Here is a 17,462-nt window from a genome sequence, read left to right on the forward strand (position 1 = left end):
CCCCTCCCCCACGAGAAGTGCGCCGTGCGTTCTCTTCCTCTGCCGCTCGCCCTCACCGCGCGTCTGACGCCGGTCGCGGTCCTCGCCTGCGCCGGCTGGGCACTGTCGTCGGGCCCGGCCGCACCGCCCTCCGCCGCGCAGCAGCAGGGCCGGCCGGCACCCGGCGCGACCTCCGCCGCGGCCCCGCCGTCCAGCGCGGCGGCGAAGGCGAAGGCGTACGACACCGCGCCCGCCCCCTGCACCAGCCTGCCCGCCGCCCTGGTCACGTCGCTGGTGCCCGGCGCGAAGACGACCGGCAAGGAGATCCCGTCGACCGACCCCCAGCTGCGCCGCACCTGCTCCTGGAACGCGCTGGACGGCTACGACTACCGCTGGCTGGACGTCTCGTTCGAGATCGGCGCGTCGGAGCAGGAGGCGCGGCAGGAGTACCAGCAGCGGGTGCAGGAGAAGAGCGGCGGCGGGACCGTACCGGGCCTCGGGGACAGCGCGTACTCGATCGTGGACCTCACCACGGAGGACAGGCAGCAGACCCGGGAGGGCGTGGTGATGGCCCGGATCTCCAACGCCCTGGTGATCATCACCTACAGCGGCAGCGACTTCGAGACCAAGAAGGCCCCGAGCACGGATGTGATCAACACGGGGGCGATCAAGGCGGCCCGGGCCGCGGTCGGCGCACTGGCCCGCTGACCGCCCGTCGGCGCTCGAGGGTTCGGCCGCTCCCGCGCGGGGCACTCGGCGCTGACGGGACGGCGGGCCGGCCCCCGGCGGACCGAGGCGGCCGGCCGTACGGCCGACGCTCCCCGGGCAGATCGTCCGGCATCCCGGCGAACTCCCCGGCGTAGAAGTGAGGGTCCTCGCGGACCAGCGCGGACCGATGGCTGCGACGGAAGTCTTCTTCACCCAGCCGGGGCGGCAGCTCGCCCGCGGCGGCGAGCGCGGGCTGCCGCACACGCGGGCGCCCGCCCGACCGTCGGCGAACCCCGCGACCAGCGAGGCGGCGCAGCTGTCATGGTGGCCCTGCCCCCGCCAGACCCGGCAGATCTCCAGGCCGTACCGGACCAGCGCCTCCTCGTACCCGGTCCACATGCGTACGGCGGTATACCGGCGCCGGCCGTAGCCCGGCACGGTCAGACCGCCCAGCACCTGGAGCCCTATGTGTGGCCGGCGTCGGACCGGGACGCGGGCACGGCCGGTGCGGTGTCGTCCTGACCGTCCGGCCGGCCGCGGCCGGTGAGCAGGGTCAGCCCCAGGTACAGCACCAGGGAGGTGCCGAGGCCGACCGCCCAGCCGTAGTCGGCGAGGGCGGACAGGGCGGGGATGGGGCGGCCGTCGATCAGGGGCTTGAAGCTGGCCCCGCCGACGGCGAGGACACCGCCCGCCAGGAAGGCCGCGACCGCCCGCCAGTTCCAGCCGCCCGCGTACCAGTAGCGGCCGCCCGCGCGGTACAGGTCGGCGAGGTCGAGCCGGGTGCGGCGCAGGATCCAGTAGTCGGCGACGAGGATGCCCGCGACGGTGCCGAGCAGACCGCCGACCAGACCGAGCCAGGTGAAGATGTAGCCCTGCGGGTCGGAGTACAGCTTCCAGGGCAGGATCAGCACGGCGAGTACGGCGGTGATCAGCGCTCCGGTGCGGAAACCGACCTTCCTGGGCGCCATGTTGGAGAAGTCGAAGGCCGGGGAGACCAGGTTCGCCGCGATGTTCACCGAGAGGGTGGCGACCAGCACCGTGACCAGGGCGTAGAGCAGGCCCACCGCGTTGTCGGTCTTCGCGGCGAGCTGCACCGGGTCCCAGACCGCTGTGCCGTACACGGCCTGGGAGCCGGAGGTGACCAGCACGGAGAGGAAGGCGAACAGGGTCATCGTGGTGGGCAGGCCCAGCGCCTGGCCCCAGGTCTGGGCGCGCTGGCTGCGGCCGTAGCGGGTGAAGTCGGGGATGTTCAGGGACAGCGTCGACCAGAACCCGATCATGCCCATGAGGGAGGGCGCGAACAGCTTCCAGAAGTCCTTGCCCCAGCCGAGCTTCGACGGCTGGTCGAACAGCGGGCCGACGCCGCCCGCCTTCTCGCTCATCCACCACAGCATCACGAACGCGCCGACGAGGACGAACGGCGCGGCCCAGTTCTCGAAGCGGCGGATGGTCTCCATGCCCCGGTAGATGATCGCGACCTGGAGCGCCCAGAAGAGCGCGAAGGACAGCCACATGGTCCAGGGGTGGCCGCCGAGGTGCGCCGCGTTCGCCCAGCTGTCGCCGATCAGCTTGCCGGCGAGGAAGTAGATGGCCTCGCCGCCGATCCAGGTCTGGATGCCGAACCAGCCGCATGCCACCAACGCCCGTACCAGCGCGGGCAGGTTGGCGCCGCGCACCCCGAAGGAGGCGCGGGCGAAGACCGGGAACGGGATGCCGTACTTGGGGCCGGCGTGCCCGGTCAGCAGCATCGGCACCAGCACGACCAGGTTGGCGAGGGCGATGGTGAACACGGCCTGTCTCCAGTCCATGCCCACCGCGATCAGCCCGGAGGCGAGGGTCCAGGAGGCGGTGTTGTGGGCCATGCCGACCCACAGCGCGGAGAAGTTGTACGTCGTCCAGGTGCGCTTCGCCACCGGGACCGGGAGCAGGTCCTCGTTGGCGTACGGGCCGCTGGGCGGCGGGGTGCCAGGAGCGAGTTCCACGCGCCCGTCGGGGAGGGTGACCTGGCCGGATGCGGATATGGCCGGAGGGACGGTGTCGGTCATGGGCTGGCCAATCGGGGAGGCGGGACGAGAGAGGCCGTGCGGGCACCAGCCCCCTCCCCGGGGACGGCGGGGAGGGGAGACCATGAGGCGAGGCGCGTGGGGGGTCGACGCGCCGCCGCGGATCAGGAGTTGACGGCGGGGATCACCTGGGAGCCGTAGGCGTCGATGGTGGCCTCCTGCGCGTCGTGCATGTCGTACACGGCGAACTGGTCGACGCCCAGCTCGCGCAGCCTGTTCAGCTTCTCGATGTGCCGCTCGGCCGGGCCGACGAGGCAGAACCGGTCCACGATCTCGTCCGGCACGAACGCGGTGTCCGGGTTGCCGCTGCGCCCGTGGTGGGCGTAGTCGTAGCCCTGTCGGGCCTTGATGTACTCGGTGAGTTCCTCGGGGACCTGGGCGGAGTGCTCGCCGTACTTGGCCACCAGGTCGGCCACATGGTTGCCGACCATGCCGCCGAACCAGCGGCACTGCTCCCGGGCGTGGGCGAGGGCCTCGGGCGAGTCGTCGGCGGTGACATAGGCGGGTGCGGCCACGCAGACGGTGACCTCGCCGGGGTCCCGGCCGGCCGCCGCGGCGGCGTCCTTGACCGCCTTCACCATGTACTCGGTGAGGTACAGGTCGGCCAGCTGGAGGATGAAGCCGTCGGCCTCCTCCCCCGCCATCTTCAGCGCCTTCGGACCGTACGCGGCCATCCAGACCGGGAGTTCGGCGCCCGGCCCGATCCACGGGAAGCGGATCTTCGTGCCGCCCAGGTCGGCCTCCTCGCCGCGGCCGAGGGCCCGGATCACCTTCATGGCCTCGCTGATCCGGGCGAGCGTGTTGGGCTTGCGGCCCGCGACCCGCATCGCGGAGTCGCCCCGGCCGATGCCGCAGACGGTGCGGTTGCCGAACATGTCGTTGAGGGTGGCGAAGGTGGAGGCGGTGACCTCCCAGGTGCGGGTGCCCGGGTTGGTGACCATCGGGCCGACCTTCAGCCTCTCCGTGTTCGCCAGGATCTGACTGTAGATCACGAACGGTTCCTGCCAGAGCACCGCCGAGTCGAAGGTCCAGCCGTGGGTGAAGCCGTTGCGCTCGGCGCGCTTCATCAGGCTGACGACCCGGGAGGCCGGCGGGTCGGTCTGAAGGACGAGTCCGAAGTCCATGGGCGCCTCTCCTAGTTGAGGTACTGACAGGTGGAGCGCGGGGTGAAGGCACCGTGCCCGGCGTGCCCGGTGTACTCCCGCTGGTCGATGACGAGTTCGCCGCGCGAGAGCACGGTCTCCACCCGGCCGGTGGTGCGCCTGCCCTCGTACGCCGAGTAGTCCACGTTCATGTGGTGGGTCTGCGCGGACATGACCTGCTCGGTGTGCGGGTCGTAGATCACGATGTCGGCGTCGGCGCCCGGGGCGATGGTGCCCTTCTTCGGGTACAGACCGAACATCCGGGCCGGGGTGGCGCAGGCGATCTCGATCCAGCGGCGGCGGGAGATGTGCCCGTCGACCACGGCCTGGTGGAGCAGGTCCATGCGGTTCTCCACGCCCGGCAGCCCGTTGGGGATCTTGGAGAAGTCGCCGCGGCCCAGGTCCTTCTGGCCGGTGAAGCAGAAGGGGCAGTGGTCGGTGGAGACCACCTGGAGGTCGTTGGTGCGCAGCCCCTGCCACAGTCTGGCCTGGTGCTCCTTGGGCCGCAGCGGGGTCGAGCAGACGTACTTGGCGCCCTCGAAACCGGGTTCGGCGAGGTTGTCGGTGGACAGGAAGAGGTACTGCGGGCAGGTCTCGCCGAAGACGTTCAGTCCGTCGTCGCGGGCGCGGGCCAGCTCGGCGACCGCCTCCATCGCCGAGACGTGCACCACGTAGAGCGGGGCGCCCGCGACCTGGGCGAGCCGGATGGCGCGGTGGGTGGCCTCGGCCTCCAGCAGGGCCTTGCGGACCTCGCCGTGGTAGCGCGGGTCGGTCTCGCCCCGGGCGAGCGCCTGCTCGACCAGGACGTCGATGGCGATGCCGTTCTCGGCGTGCATCATGATCAGTCCGCCGTTGTCGGCGGAGCGCTGCATGGCGCGCAGGATCTGGCCGTCGTCGCTGTAGAAGACACCGGGATACGCCATGAACTGCTTGAACGAGGTGACGCCCTCCTCGACCAGCAGATCCATCTCCTTGAGCGTCTCCTCGTTCACATCGGAGACGATCATGTGGAAGGCGTAGTCGATCGCACAGTTGCCCTCGGCCTTGGCGTGCCAGGTGTCCAGGCCCTCGCGCAGGGTGCGGCCGACGGTCTGCACCGCGAAGTCCACGATGGTCGTCGTACCGCCCCAGGCGGCGGCGCGGGTGCCGGTCTCGAAGGTGTCGGAGGCGTAGGTGCCGCCGAACGGCAGCTCCATATGGGTGTGGGCGTCGACACCGCCCGGGATGACGTACTTCCCGGTGGCGTCGATGACGCGGTCGGCGGTGAAGGCCGCGGCGGCGGGGGTGCCGGACGCCGCGAGGGCGGCGACGCGGCCGTCCTCGACCAGGACGTCGGCGTGGATCTCGTCCGAGGCGGTGATGACGAGACCACCGCGGATGACGGTACGGCTGCTCATGCTGCTCCCTCGGTCGACTCGGCTGCGCTCAGGGCGCGGTCAGCGGCGTGTACGCCCCCGGCGCCCGGTCCCGGTAGAACTGCCAGCGGTCCCGGACCTCGCGGAGGGTGGCCAGGTCCAGGTCGCGGACGACCAGTTCGGTCTCCTTGTCGCTCGCCAACTCGCCGACGAACCGGGCCTCCGGGTCGACGAAGTAGGTGGTGCCGTAGAAGTCGTTGTCGCCCAGGTCCTCCACGCCGACCCGGTTGATCGCGCCGACGAAGTACTCGTTGGCGACGGCCGCCGCCGGCTGTTCCAGCTGCCAGAGGTAGCGGGACAGACCCCGCGAGGTGGCCGAGGGGTTGAAGACGATCTCGGCACCGGCGAGACCCAGTGCCCGCCAGCCCTCCGGGAAGTGGCGGTCGTAGCAGATGTAGACGCCGATCCTGCCCACGGCCGTGTCGAAGACGGGCCAGCCGCTGTTGCCGGGACGGAAGTAGAACTTCTCCCAGAACCCCTGCACCTGGGGGATGTGGGTCTTGCGGTACTTGCCGAGGTAGGAGCCGTCCGCGTCGATCACGGCGGCGGTGTTGTAGAGGACGCCGGGCTGTTCCTCCTCGTACATCGGCAGCACCAGGACGATGCCCAGTTCGCGGGCGAGGCTCTGGAACCGCCGGACGGTCGGGCCGTCGGGGATCCGCTCGGCGTACTCGTAGAAGGCCTTGTCCTGCACCTGGCAGAAGTAGGGGCCGTAGAACAGCTCCTGGAAGCAGAGGACCTGGGCGCCCTGGGCGGCGGCGTCGCGGGCCGCCTGCTCGTGCACCTGGATCATGGATTCCTTGTCGCCGGTCCAGGCGGTCTGGAACAGCGCGGCACGGATCACTCGGCTCATCGGGACCTCCGGTAGCTCGGTGTGCCGTGAGCGTAGGAAGTCCGGGCGGGGCGTTCGACGGGCAGCGTGTCACGGGTGCGGGCCTGCCGCGTGTCACCGTGTCACGTGTTTCAAGGCCCATGTTTCACCGCCGTTTTCCCAGGTCGTTGCAGGTTTCACCGGTGTTGCGCAGCATGCTTTCACCGGTGTTGCGCATCATGCGCGAGCAGCGCGATGTGCACGGAGGCCGCCTGTTCGAAGTCGTCCAGGTCGACGCCGAGGCGGGCCTGTATCGCCTCCAGGCGGCGGTAGAGCGCGGGCCGGGAGACATGGTGGAGCTGGGCGGTGCGGGACTTGTTGCGGCCGGTGGCGAGGTAGGTCCGCAGCACGCCGAGGAGTTCCGGTTCGGCGTCGCCGAGCAGCCCGTCCAGCTCCCGTTCGGCGAAGGACTGCACCTGCGGGTCGTCGCGCAGCAGCCGGATCAGCCCGCGCAGATGGACGTCCTTGAGCCGGACCACGGCGGGCAGGTCGAGGGCGGCGGCAAAGTCGGCGACGGCGTCGGCGACATGCCGGGCCTCGCGCAGCCCTTCGGGCACGTCGTCCCAGCAGGTGCGGGCAGCGGCGGCGGCGATCACGGCGGACCCGGCCCCGGGGCCGCCGCGCCAGCGGGCCGCCAGGTGTGCGGTGAGCGTCTCGGCGTGCTGGTCGCGGGCGAGGCTGAGCAGCACGGCGACGGCACCGCCGGCCAGCTCGGCGACGAGTCCGGGCAGCCCCAGCACCCGCAGCAGCCGGTCGAGTTCGGCCGGATCGGCGCCGGGCACGACGAGCGGGACGAAGGTGCGCCGGTTGACCGGCAGCCCGGCCGCCCGGGCCCTGGGCAGCAGTTGCCGGGCGGGTACGACCCCGGAGACGAGGTCGGTCAGCAGGCTCTGCGCGGACTGCTCCTCCCAGCTGTGCGCGGAGCCGCCGCCCAGCATGCGGTGCAGGACCAGCGCCTCGGCGGCCCGGTCGGCGAGCAGCCGTCCGGTCGCCGTCTCACCCCGGTAGCCGCACAGCAGCAGCCGGCCCCAGCGCTCCCCGCGGCCGCCCAGCCCGGCGCTGATCCAGCCGGGGCCGGCACCGGCCCCGGCCTGCCGGGCGATCCGCTCCCAGTCGCGCAGCACGTCGTCCACCGCGGACCGCTCCCCCGCCGTGGCGAGGACGCGATGGGCGAGGTTGGTGACGACGACCGGACAGCCGCTGTGCCGGGCGACCTCGTCCAGCAGCCGCTGGAGCGGGGCGCCGGCCGTGATCAGTCCGGTGAGCGCGGTCCGTACCGTCTCCGAGAGACTGACGGCGGCGAACTTCCGCCGCACCAGCCGGGACTGCACCTCCTCGGTCAGCTCCGCGAAGGGGAACGGCCGGTGGAGGACGACCAGGGGCAGCCCGCAGCGCTCGGCGGCCCGGCGCATCACCTCCGGCGGCGCCGGGAAGGCCCGCCCGAGGCCGAGCACCACGGCGGCGGCCTCCGCGCGGTGCAGGGACTGGATGTACTCGGCCTGCCGGGCCTCGTCACCGGCGAGGAGCACCCCGGTGGTGAGGACCATCTCGCCGCCGCTGAGCATCACCCCGACGTCGGCGGCCTCGGCGACATGCACCCAGCGCACCGCCCGGTCGAGCCCCGCGGCGCCGGCCACCACCTCGGGCTCCCCGGCGAGCACCCGTTCCAGCGTCAGCACCTGGCGCACGGACAGGGCGGGTCCGGGGGACGGCTGGTGGTCGCTCAGGGGCTCCGAGAGGGTGGTCATGGCTGTGCACCTGCTCTTTCGTCTAGTACGTCCTGCGCAGCGCCTGCTCCAGAATCGCCGCCCCCTCCTCGGCCTCGGCGACGGTCAGCGACAGCGGCGGGGCGATGCGCAGCGCGCTGGTGTTGTGGCCGCCGCCCTTGCCGATGAGCAGCCCGCCGTCCCGGCAGGCCTCCAGCACCGCGGCCGCCGCCCGCGGGTCGGGCTCGTCCGTGCCGGGCCGTACCAGCTCGACGCCGATCATCAGCCCGCGCCCGCGCACCTCGCGCACGCCGGGCAGCGGGGCGGCGATGGCCCGCAGCCGCTCGATGAGCAGTCCGCCGACGCGCCGGGCGTTGCCCTGGAGGTCGTGCTCCAGCAGATAGGTGAGGTTGGCGAGGGCGGCGGCCATGGTGATCTGGGTGCCGCCGAAGGTCGAGATGCTGTTGGCGTCGAGGCAGTTCATGATCTCGGCGCGGGCGATGACACCGCCGACGGACATGCCGTTGCCGATGCCCTTGGCGAAGGTGACGATGTCGGGCGGGCCGCTGCGGGCGTGCGCCTGCCAGCCCCAGAAGTGCTCGCCGGTGCGGCCCCAGCCGGTCTGCACCTCGTCGGCGATCCACAGGATCCCGTGCTCGCTCAGCACCTCGCGGAAGGCCGCGTACAGCCCGTCGGGCGGGGAGGTGAAGCCGCCGACGCCCTGGACGGGCTCGGCGATCAGCGCGGCGGGCGGCCGGGTGTGGCCCAGCAGGTCCTTCAGGTCGGCCACGCAGGCGTCGATGAACGCCCGGTCGTCCAGCTCGGCGTACGGCCCCCGGGTGCGGACGCCGCCGTGGACGTACAGCGTCTGGAGCGGGGACAGCGAGGTCGGGGACCAGCCGCGGTTGCCGGTGATGCCGACGGTGCTGAAGGAGCGGCCGTGGTAGCTGTTGCGCATCGCGAGGATGGTGTTGCTGCGCCGGTAGGCGGTGGCCAGCAGCAGGGCGGTGTCGTTGGCCTCGGTGCCGGAGGTGGTGAAGAAGACGCGGGCGTCGGGGATGCCGCTGACCTGGGCGATGCGCTCGGCGAGTTCGACCATCGGCCGGTTGAGGTAGAGGGTCGAGGAGTGCAGGATCCGGCCGGCCTGCTCGCCGACCGCCTTGGTGACCTCGGGCAGCGCGTGGGCGGTCATGGTGGTCAGGATGCCGCCGAAGAAGTCGAGGTACCGGTTCCCGGCGGAGTCCCACACGTGACGGCCCTCGCCATGGGTGATCTCGATCGGGTCGTCGTAGTAGAGGGCGAGCCAGTCGGGCAGTACCCGGCGGTGACGAGAGTAGAGGTCGTTCACGGCTGTACCAGCCCTTCGTAGGCGTCGGGGCGGCGGTCGCGGTAGAAGGCCCACTGCTGCCGCACGTCCTCGATGAGGCCGAAGTCGAGGTCGCGGACGAGGAGTTCCTCGCTCTTGTCGTCGGCGACGTCGCCGACGAACTGTCCGCGCGGGTCGACGAAGTAGCTGGTGCCGTAGAAGTCGTTGTCGCCGTACTCCTCCTGGCCCACCCGGTTGATGGCGGCGACGAAGTACTCGTTGGCGACGGCCGCGGCGGGCTGCTCCAGCTGCCACAGGTGCGCGGACAGGCCACGGTGGGTGGCGGAGGGGTTGTAGACCAACTGGGCCCCGTTGAGTCCCAGTTGCCGCCAGCCCTCCGGGAAGTGCCGGTCGTAGCAGATGTAGACGCCGACCTTGCCGACGGCCGTGTCGAAGACCGGCCAGCCGAGGTTGCCGGGCCGGAAGTAGTACTTCTCCCAGAAGCCCTTGACCTGCGGGATGTGGTGCTTGCGGTACTTGCCGAGGTAGCGGCCGTCGGCGTCGATCACCGCGGCGGTGTTGTAGTAGAACCCGGACTGCTCGACCTCGAAGACCGGTACGACGATCACCATGCCGGTCTCGCGCGCGAGGTCCCGCATCCGGCGGACGGTCGGCCCGTCGGGCACCGGCTCGGCCCAGCGGTAGTGCTCGGGCTGCTGCACCTGGCAGAAGTAGGGGGAGTTGAAGACTTCCTGGAACCCGATGATCTTCGCGCCCCGGCGGGCCGCCTCGCGGGCGTGCTCCTCGTGTTTCGCCACCATGGACTCGGTGTCGCCGGTCCAGGTGGCCTGGACCAGTGCGGCTCGTACGACGTTGGCCATGAGCTGCTCCTTCGACGGGACGTCAGAGCCTCTACGCACGTAGAAACGGCCCGTAGAGGGACGAACGTAAGCCTCCGGACGGTCCTTGCCAAGACCATCGTCGTCAACCCGCTGGGTCGATCTCGTTTCACACTCCTGCGGGTGACCGTACGACCCCGTGGCGGAGGCGCAACCGGGACAGACCAGGACGACACCACCGTGCGCCGGTCACGGGGTGTGTCCGGCGACACGCAGGGCGTGCACGAGGTCCCAGTGCCGCTCCTCGGAGACGGCCCGCGCGGCCTGGAGCAGCAGCGGCACGAGCCGGCGCGGGTCCGCGGCGACGCTGCGGGCGGCCTCCTCCGGGGAGCGGACCCGGACATAGGCGTCCAGCAGGGCCAGCACGTCGCGCCGCCGCCCGGCCTCCTCCAGATGCAGGACGGCCGCCCCTATCTCCGCCGCCGGCCGGGCCACGCCCTGCCGCAGCATCCGCTCCCCGTCGGCCTCCCACCCGGCACCGGCGAGCGCGTCGGCGACGGCGACCAGCCGCTCGGCGGGCAGCGCGGCGGCCTCCCACAGCAGGGTGGCCCAGTCGGCGCCGAGACCGGCGTGCCGCAGGGCGTCCGCGAGCAGCGGGAACCGGCCGGCGGGCCACTGCGCGGCCTCCACCAGTAAGACGTGGGCCTCCCCGCTGCGTCCCTCGTCCCGGAGCCGCGCGAGCAGCAGCACGGTTTCGGCGACGGCCTCGTGCGCCCCGGCGTCCACCGGCGCCACGGACACCGGTTCGGCCGGCTCGGCCGGCTCGGCGGCACCGGCGAACCGGGCCCCTCGCGGCGTACGCCCGCCGTCCGCCGGCCCTCCGGCCCGCGGCACGACCACCGGCTGGTCCTCCCCCTCCCCCACCCCGGCGAACCGGGCACTGCCCCGCCGGCGCTTCCGCCCCTTCCCGCCCGGCGCGGCCTCCGGCGCGGGAGCGCCTGCCGTCCGGCCGGCAAAGACACCGGGGGCCGCGAGCGACGCGGAGGGCGGGAAGCCGTGCGCGTCGGGGCCGAGCGGCTGGGCGGACGCGGGCTGCCGAAGGCGGGAAACCTGGGACGCGGCGGACGGGAGCACCTGAGAATCCGCCGTCACGACGGCCAGCTCGCGGCGGTCCACCTGGGCGATGCGGGCGCGCAGTTCCGCGCAGCGGGCGGTGGCGCGGGTGTGGTCGTCATGGGCCCAGGCGAGGTCCTGACGGAGGGACTCGGCCTCTTCCGCGGTGTTCGCCGTGGACAGCCGGCGACTCAGGACGGCCTGGCGTTCGGCGGCGTACCGCTGTTCGCGGAGCATGACGTCGAGGCGGTCGGCGAGGGCGTCCCGGGCGCCGGGCCGGGCGTCGTACGCGTCGAGCGCGGCGGCGTGCAGCGCGCGGGCCCGCTCCCCCTCGGCCGCGGCGACGGCGGCGCCGTACCTCAGGCCCAGGTCCTGGAGCAGCGCCTCCACCACGTCCCACGGCGGCATCTCACGGCCGTCGAGGCAGGCCTGCATGCCCTCGGGGTCGCGCTGCCAGAAGACCGCGTTCCAGCCCGCGGCGCGGTCGAGGCGCGCCACGAGGGCGTCCAGGTAGCTCACGAACTCCCGCACCTCAGCGGGGAGTTGATCCACAGCCATCGCCCAGCTCCCGCCCGACCGCCAGCACTCCGCTCGGTAGGCAACACCAGTTGTGTTACGGCGTTGCTACGCAGAGTTTTCCGGCAGCGAGCGGACCCCTCATCACACGGTGCCGGCGGCTGCGCGTCAGACGCCCACCAGGGCGCAGCGGGCGATCAGTTCGTCCATGGACAGCCCGAGCACCCGGGCCAGCGCGGCGACGGTGAAGAACGCCGGCGTCGGCGCCCGGCCCGTCTCGATCTTGCGCAGCGTCTCGGCGGAGACACCGGCCGCGGCGGCGATCTCGGCCATGCTCCGCCCGCCGCGCGCCTCGCGCAGCAGCAGCCCGAGCCGCTCACCGCGTTCGCGCTCTTCGGGAGTGAGAGGGGTGCGCACCATGAGCCCGATTCTAATACCGGCCGCCGCGGCCACCAGGCGCCACCCCCATTCAAATACCGGTATATTAATTGGCATGGTGGAGCTGAAGACAGACACATCGATCGACGCGATGCACGCCGCGGGCCAGGTCGTCGCCCGCGCCCTGACGGCCGTACGGAAGGCCGCGGCCGTGGGCGTGTCCCTGCTGGAGCTGGACGAGGTCGCACGGGAGGTGCTGCGCGAGGCCGGGGCGTCCTCCCCCTTCCTCGGCTACCGGCCCTCCTTCGCGCCGACCCCCTTCCCCGCGGTGATCTGCGCCTCGGTGAACGACGCGATCGTGCACGGCGTCCCCACCCGGTACCGGCTCCGCGACGGCGATCTGCTCTCCGTCGACTGCGGCGCCGAGCTGGACGGGTGGGTGGGCGACTCGGCGCTCAGCCTCGTCGTGGGCCGCCCGCGCCCGGCGGACCTGCGCCTGGTCGAGGCGGCCGAACAGGCGCTCGCGGCCGGCATCGAGGCGGCCGTCGTGGGCAACCGCATCGGCGACATCGCGCACGCGGTCGGCCGGGTCTGCCGCAGCGCCGGCTACGGCATCCCGCAGGGCTTCGGCGGCCACGGCATCGGCCGCCGGATGCACGAGGAACCCGACGTCCCGAACGAGGGCCGCCCGGGCCGGGGCCTGCCCCTGCGCCCCGGAATGGTCCTGGCCATCGAGCCCATGCTGATCGCCGGCGGCAAGGACGCCTACTACGAGGCGGACGACGGCTGGACCCTGCGCACGGCCGACGGCTCCCGGGCGGCCCACGCGGAGCACACGGTGGCCGTCACCGAGTCGGGCCCCAGGGTCCTCACGGCGCGGACGGCTCCCTGAGGGGAACGGCTCCCTGAGGGGGACGACTCCCACATGCCACCCCCCACGGATCATGTCATCGTGGGCATGAGCACCCCAGCCCCGGGTTACCCGGCGGAGCCAGCCCCTGCGAAGGAACGGAACGCCATGACCAACGGCTACCCTCCTGACCCCTTCGGTGAATTCCTGGCCCGCTTCTTCGGCGGAACCGGCGGAGCCCGGGGTACGCCGCGCCACATCGACATCGGCCGCCTGCTCAGCCAGCCGGCCCGGGAACTGGTCCGCGGGGCCGCCCTGTACGCCGCCGAACACGGCAGCCGGGACCTGGACACCCAGCATCTGCTGCGGGCGGCCGCGCAGAGCGAGCCCACCCGCTCACTGCTGACCCGCGCGGGCGCCGACCCCGACTCGCTGGCGACGGAGATCGACGACCGCGCCGGGCCGGTGCTGCATCCGCCGGGCGAGGTGCCGCCGCCGACCTCGCTGTCGCTGACCCCCGCCGTCAAGCGGGCCCTGCTGGACGCGCACGACATGGCGCGGGCGAGCGGCGCCGGGTACATCGGCCCCGAGCATGTGCTGAGCGCGCTCGCCGCCAACCCGGACTCGGCCGCCGGGCACATCCTGAACGCGGCCCGCTTCTCGGCGGGCGCGCTCCCGCCGGAGGCCCCGGAGAGCACCCAGCCGCGCACCGAGCGGCAGCGGGCCACCGGCACGCCCACCCTGGACAAGTACGGCCGCGATCTGACCGACCTGGCCCGGGAGGGCCGGATCGACCCGGTGATCGGCCGGGACAACGAGATCGAGCAGACCATCGAGGTGCTGTCCCGGCGCGGCAAGAACAACCCCGTCCTCATCGGGGACGCCGGGGTCGGCAAGACGGCCGTCGTGGAGGGGCTCGCGCAGCGCATCGCCGACGGGGACGTGCCGGATGTGCTGGCCGCCCGCCGCGTCGTCGCCCTGGACCTGACCGGCGTGGTCGCCGGCACCCGCTACCGCGGGGACTTCGAGGAGCGGCTGAACAACATCGTGGAGGAGATCCGCGCCCACTCCGGCCGGCTGATCGTGTTCATCGACGAGCTGCACACCGTCGTGGGCGCGGGCTCCGGCGGCGAGGGCGGTGCGATGGACGCCGGCAACATCCTCAAGCCCGCGCTGGCCCGGGGCGAGCTGCACATCGTGGGCGCGACCACGCTGGAGGAGTTCCGCCGGATCGAGAAGGACGCGGCGCTGGCACGCCGGTTCCAGCCGATCCTGGTGCCGGAGCCGACGACCGAGGACACCCTCGAGATCCTGCGCGGCCTGCGCGACCGGTACGAGGCCCACCACCAGGTCCGCTACACCGACGAGGCGCTGACCGCCGCCGTGGAGCTGTCCGACCGGTATCTCACCGACCGGCGGCTGCCGGACAAGGCGATCGACCTGATCGACCAGGCGGGCGCGCGGGTGCGGCTCGGCGCGCGCACCAAGGGCACGGACGTCCGCGCGATGGAGCGCGAGGTGGAGCAGCTGGCCCGGGACAAGGACCAGGCGGTCGCGGACGAGGACTACGAGCAGGCCAAGCAGCTGCGCGACCGGATCGGCGAGCTGAGGCAGCGGATCGAGGAGGCCAGCGGCGGCGACCGGGCCGACGAGGGGCAGGACCTGGAGGTGACGGCGGAGGCCGTCGCCGAGGTGGTGTCCCGGCAGACCGGCATCCCGGTCAGCCGGCTCACCGAGGAGGAGAAGGAGCGGCTGCTGGGCCTGGAGGAGCATCTGCACCAGCGGGTGGTCGGCCAGGAGGAGGCCGTCGCCGTGGTCGCCGAGGCCGTACTGCGCTCCCGCGCCGGGCTCGCGAGCCCCCGGCGGCCCATCGGCAGCTTCCTGTTCCTCGGCCCCACCGGTGTCGGCAAGACCGAGCTGGCCCGCGCCCTCGCCGAGGCGCTGTTCGGCAGCGAGGACCGGATGGTCCGCCTGGACATGAGCGAGTACCAGGAACGGCACACCGTCTCCCGGCTGGTCGGCGCCCCGCCCGGGTACGTCGGACACGAGGAGGCCGGGCAGCTCACCGAGGTGGTGCGCCGGCACCCGTACTCGCTGCTGCTCCTGGACGAGGTGGAGAAGGCGCACCCGGACGTCTTCAACATCCTGCTCCAGGTCCTGGACGACGGCCGGCTGACCGACTCCCAGGGCCGCACGGTGGACTTCACCAACACGGTCATCGTGATGACCAGCAACCTGGGCTCCGAGGTGATCACCCGGCGGGGCGCCGGGATCGGGTTCGGGCCGGGCGGCGCGGACGCCGACGAGGAGGCGCGGCGGGAGCAGATCCTGCGCCCGCTGCGGGAGCACTTCCGGCCGGAGTTCCTCAACCGCATCGACGAGATCGTCGTCTTCCGGCAGCTGACGGGCGAGCAGCTGCGGCAGATCACGGATCTGCTGCTGAACGGCACCCGGCGGCTGCTGGAGGGGCAGGGCGTCACGGTCCGGTTCACGGACGCGGCCGTCGACTGGCTCGCCGAGCGCGGCTACCAGCCGGAGTACGGCGCCCGGCCGCTGCGCCGCACCATCCAGCGGGAGGTGGACAACCGGCTGTCCCGGCTGCTGCTGGACGGCACCATCAGCAAGGACAGCCGGGTCACGGTCGACGTCAGGGACGGCCGGCTGGACTTCCGCACCGAAGCCCCGCGTCAGACCCCGCCCGAGGAAGCCCGGCCGCCGGCCCCCGAGTTGTGAGCGTCGGGCGCCGGCACGCGAACGGTGAGCGTCAGGGCGCCGGGTCCACCACCATCGCCGAGCCGCCGCCACGCCGTACCTTCTCGGCGGCGGCGAGCCACTTGCCGCCCGGCAGCCGCTGCACGCCGGTCGCCGCGCCGATCTCGGGGTTGAGCGAGAAGGAGTGCCCGATGGCCTCCAGCCGGGTGCGCAGAGCGGAGTCGTAGAGGGCGGGTTCGAGTTCCGTCTTCGCCGCGTTGCGCTGGCTGGCGCGGGGCGCGGCGATCGCGTCGACGAGCGGCAGATGCCGGTCGAGGAACTCGGTGAGCGTCTGGAGCACGGTGGTGATGATGGTCGCCCCGCCGGGCGAACCGAGCGCCACGACGGGCTGGTTGTGCCGGTCCAGCACGATGGTCGGGGAGATCGAGGAGCGCGGCCGCTTGCCCGGCCCGGGCAGGTTCGGGTCGTGCACGGCCGGGTTGGCCGGGGCGAAGGAGAAGTCGGTCAGCTCGTTGTTGAGCAGGAAGCCCCGGCCGGGCACGGTGATGCCGCTGCCGCCGGTCTGCTCGATGGTGAGGGTGTAGGAGACGACGTTGCCCCACTTGTCGGCGACGGTGAGGTGGGTGGTGTTCTCCCCCTCGTAGGTCGTGGGGGCCGCCGTGCCGCCCTGGCCGCAGGCCGCCGGGTGACGCGGGTCACCGGGGGCGAGGGGGCTGGTGAGCACCGCGTCGTCCTTGATCAGGCAGGCGCGGGAGTCGGCGTACCGCTGGGACAGCAGGTGCTTCGTCGGTACGTCCTCGAAGGCGGGGTCGCCGACCCAGCGGCCGCGGTCGGCGAACGCGATCCGGCTCGCCTCGATGAAGTGGTGGAGGTACTGCACCTCGCTCGCCCGGGAGAGGTCCGTCCTCTCCAGAATGTTGAGCGCCTCGCCGACCGTGGTGCCGCCCGAGGAGGACGGGGCGATGGAGTACACCTTCAGGCCCCGGTACGACACCTTCGTGGGCCTCTGGAGCTTGGCGCGGTAGGCGCCGAGGTCCTGCGCGGACAGCTTGCCGGGGCGGGCGTTCCAGCCGGAGCCGGGGTCCACCGGGGGGTGGTCGGCCGTGTTGACGATGTCCCGGCCGAGGTCGCCGTGGTAGATCGCGTCCACGCCCTTGTCGGCCAGTTCCTCATAGGTCCGGGCCAGGTCGGGGTTCTTGAAGGTGGAGCCGACGGCGGGCAGCTGCCCGTTCGGCAGGAACAGCCTGGCGGTGTCCGGGAAGTAGCGGAACCGGGTCTCGTTGGCCGCGGTCTGCGCGCGGAAGGTGTCGTCCACGGTGAAGCCGTCGCGGGCGATCCGCTCGGCGGGCTTCAGGACCGTACCGAGCTTCCGGCTGCCCCACGCGTCCAGGGCCGTCTGCCAGGTGGCGGGGGTGCCCGGGGTGCCGACGCTCAGCCCGGAGCTGACGGCGTCGGCGAAGGCGAGCGGCTTGCCGTTCTCCTTGAAGAGGTCGGCGTCGGCGGTGAGCGGCGCGGTCTCCCGGCCGTCGATGGTGTGCACCGTGCGGGTGTTGGCGTCGTAGTAGACGAAGTAGCCGCCGCCTCCGATGCCGGACGAGTACGGCTCGGTGACGCCGAGCGCGGCGGCGGTGGCCACGGCCGCGTCGACGGCGTTGCCGCCGTGCCGGAGCACCTCGATGCCGGCGGCGGAGGCGTCCGCGTCGACGCTGGCGACCGCGCCGCCGTAACCGACGGCCACCGGAACCTTGGTGGCCCCTCCGCCCGTCGTCGCGGCGGGTGGCGCCGCCGCCCCCACCGACACCATGGCGGCCGAGACCGCCAGCACAGCCAGCTTCCGTCTCCCAGGACGACGCATCCGTACCTC

The 17,462-nt window shown here is 72.7% G+C and carries 13 protein-coding genes and 1 pseudogene; 3 read left to right on the forward strand and 11 right to left on the reverse strand.

Translation table 11 applies throughout. The annotated features are described in order from the left end of the window. The first annotated feature begins 24 nt into the window (after window positions 1-24). Window positions 25-687 carry a hypothetical protein gene (locus ACFVIU_RS15625; protein ID WP_385842981.1) on the forward strand — a complete coding sequence of 221 codons (663 nt, stop codon included), beginning with the start codon at window positions 25-27 and terminating at the stop codon, window positions 685-687. A 115-nt stretch (window positions 688-802) separates the two neighbouring features. Here ACFVIU_RS15625 and ACFVIU_RS15630 read toward each other — a convergent pair. The 10 genes and pseudogenes from ACFVIU_RS15630 to ACFVIU_RS15675 form a co-directional block, all read right to left on the reverse strand. Further along, window positions 803-1,203, reverse strand: a pseudogene (locus ACFVIU_RS15630) (MSMEG_6728 family protein); the annotation flags it as partial. Continuing rightward, the gene (locus tag ACFVIU_RS15635; RefSeq protein WP_385842982.1) at window positions 1,152-2,732 is read right to left on the reverse strand and encodes an NCS1 family nucleobase:cation symporter-1; all 1,581 of its coding nucleotides are present in this window, start codon (window positions 2,730-2,732) and stop codon (window positions 1,152-1,154) included. The pseudogene ACFVIU_RS15630 and the gene ACFVIU_RS15635, both read right to left, overlap by 52 nt. 122 nt (window positions 2,733-2,854) lie before the next feature. Continuing rightward, window positions 2,855-3,874, reverse strand: coding sequence for a TIGR03842 family LLM class F420-dependent oxidoreductase (locus ACFVIU_RS15640; RefSeq protein WP_385842983.1), 1,020 nt, complete (start codon window positions 3,872-3,874; stop codon window positions 2,855-2,857). An 11-nt stretch (window positions 3,875-3,885) separates the two neighbouring features. Then, window positions 3,886-5,289 (reverse strand): dihydropyrimidinase, encoded by a 1,404-nt coding sequence (hydA, locus tag ACFVIU_RS15645; RefSeq protein WP_385842984.1) that lies wholly within the window; start codon window positions 5,287-5,289, stop codon window positions 3,886-3,888. A gap of 28 nt (window positions 5,290-5,317) precedes the next feature. Next, on the reverse strand, window positions 5,318-6,160 hold the full coding sequence (locus ACFVIU_RS15650; RefSeq protein WP_385842985.1) for a nitrilase-related carbon-nitrogen hydrolase: 843 nt from the start codon (window positions 6,158-6,160) through the stop codon (window positions 5,318-5,320). 179 nt (window positions 6,161-6,339) lie between these two features. Next, window positions 6,340-7,926 (reverse strand): PucR family transcriptional regulator, encoded by a 1,587-nt coding sequence (locus ACFVIU_RS15655; protein WP_385842986.1) that lies wholly within the window; start codon window positions 7,924-7,926, stop codon window positions 6,340-6,342. A gap of 22 nt (window positions 7,927-7,948) precedes the next feature. Then, window positions 7,949-9,232, reverse strand: coding sequence for an aspartate aminotransferase family protein (locus ACFVIU_RS15660; RefSeq protein ID WP_385842987.1), 1,284 nt, complete (start codon window positions 9,230-9,232; stop codon window positions 7,949-7,951). After that, window positions 9,229-10,071 (reverse strand): nitrilase-related carbon-nitrogen hydrolase, encoded by an 843-nt coding sequence (locus ACFVIU_RS15665; protein WP_385842988.1) that lies wholly within the window; start codon window positions 10,069-10,071, stop codon window positions 9,229-9,231. Before ACFVIU_RS15665 ends, ACFVIU_RS15660 begins: the two co-directional genes overlap by 4 nt. 207 nt (window positions 10,072-10,278) lie before the next feature. After that, window positions 10,279-11,700, reverse strand: coding sequence for a hypothetical protein (locus ACFVIU_RS15670; protein ID WP_385842990.1), 1,422 nt, complete (start codon window positions 11,698-11,700; stop codon window positions 10,279-10,281). 126 nt (window positions 11,701-11,826) lie between these two features. Beyond that, a complete protein-coding gene (locus ACFVIU_RS15675) occupies window positions 11,827-12,078 on the reverse strand; it encodes a helix-turn-helix domain-containing protein (protein ID WP_385842991.1) in 252 nt (83 codons plus the stop codon). Between the two features lie 73 nt (window positions 12,079-12,151). Here ACFVIU_RS15675 and map point away from each other — a divergent pair, with 73 nt between their 5' ends. Then, window positions 12,152-12,928, forward strand: a complete 777-nt coding sequence (gene map / locus ACFVIU_RS15680; RefSeq protein WP_385842992.1) for a type I methionyl aminopeptidase — start codon at window positions 12,152-12,154, stop codon at window positions 12,926-12,928. A 126-nt stretch (window positions 12,929-13,054) separates the two neighbouring features. After that, on the forward strand, window positions 13,055-15,619 hold the full coding sequence (locus ACFVIU_RS15685; protein WP_385842993.1) for an ATP-dependent Clp protease ATP-binding subunit: 2,565 nt from the start codon (window positions 13,055-13,057) through the stop codon (window positions 15,617-15,619). 31 nt (window positions 15,620-15,650) lie between these two features. On the opposite strand, the gene ggt is transcribed toward ACFVIU_RS15685, so the two are convergent. Further along, complete coding sequence (gene ggt, locus ACFVIU_RS15690) at window positions 15,651-17,453, reverse strand: gamma-glutamyltransferase (RefSeq protein WP_385842994.1); 1,803 nt, start codon at window positions 17,451-17,453, stop codon at window positions 15,651-15,653. Between the last annotated feature and the right edge of the window lie 9 nt (window positions 17,454-17,462).

It is taken from the genome of Streptomyces sp. NPDC127190 (assembly GCF_042672505.1).
Classification (GTDB): domain Bacteria; phylum Actinomycetota; class Actinomycetes; order Streptomycetales; family Streptomycetaceae; genus Streptomyces.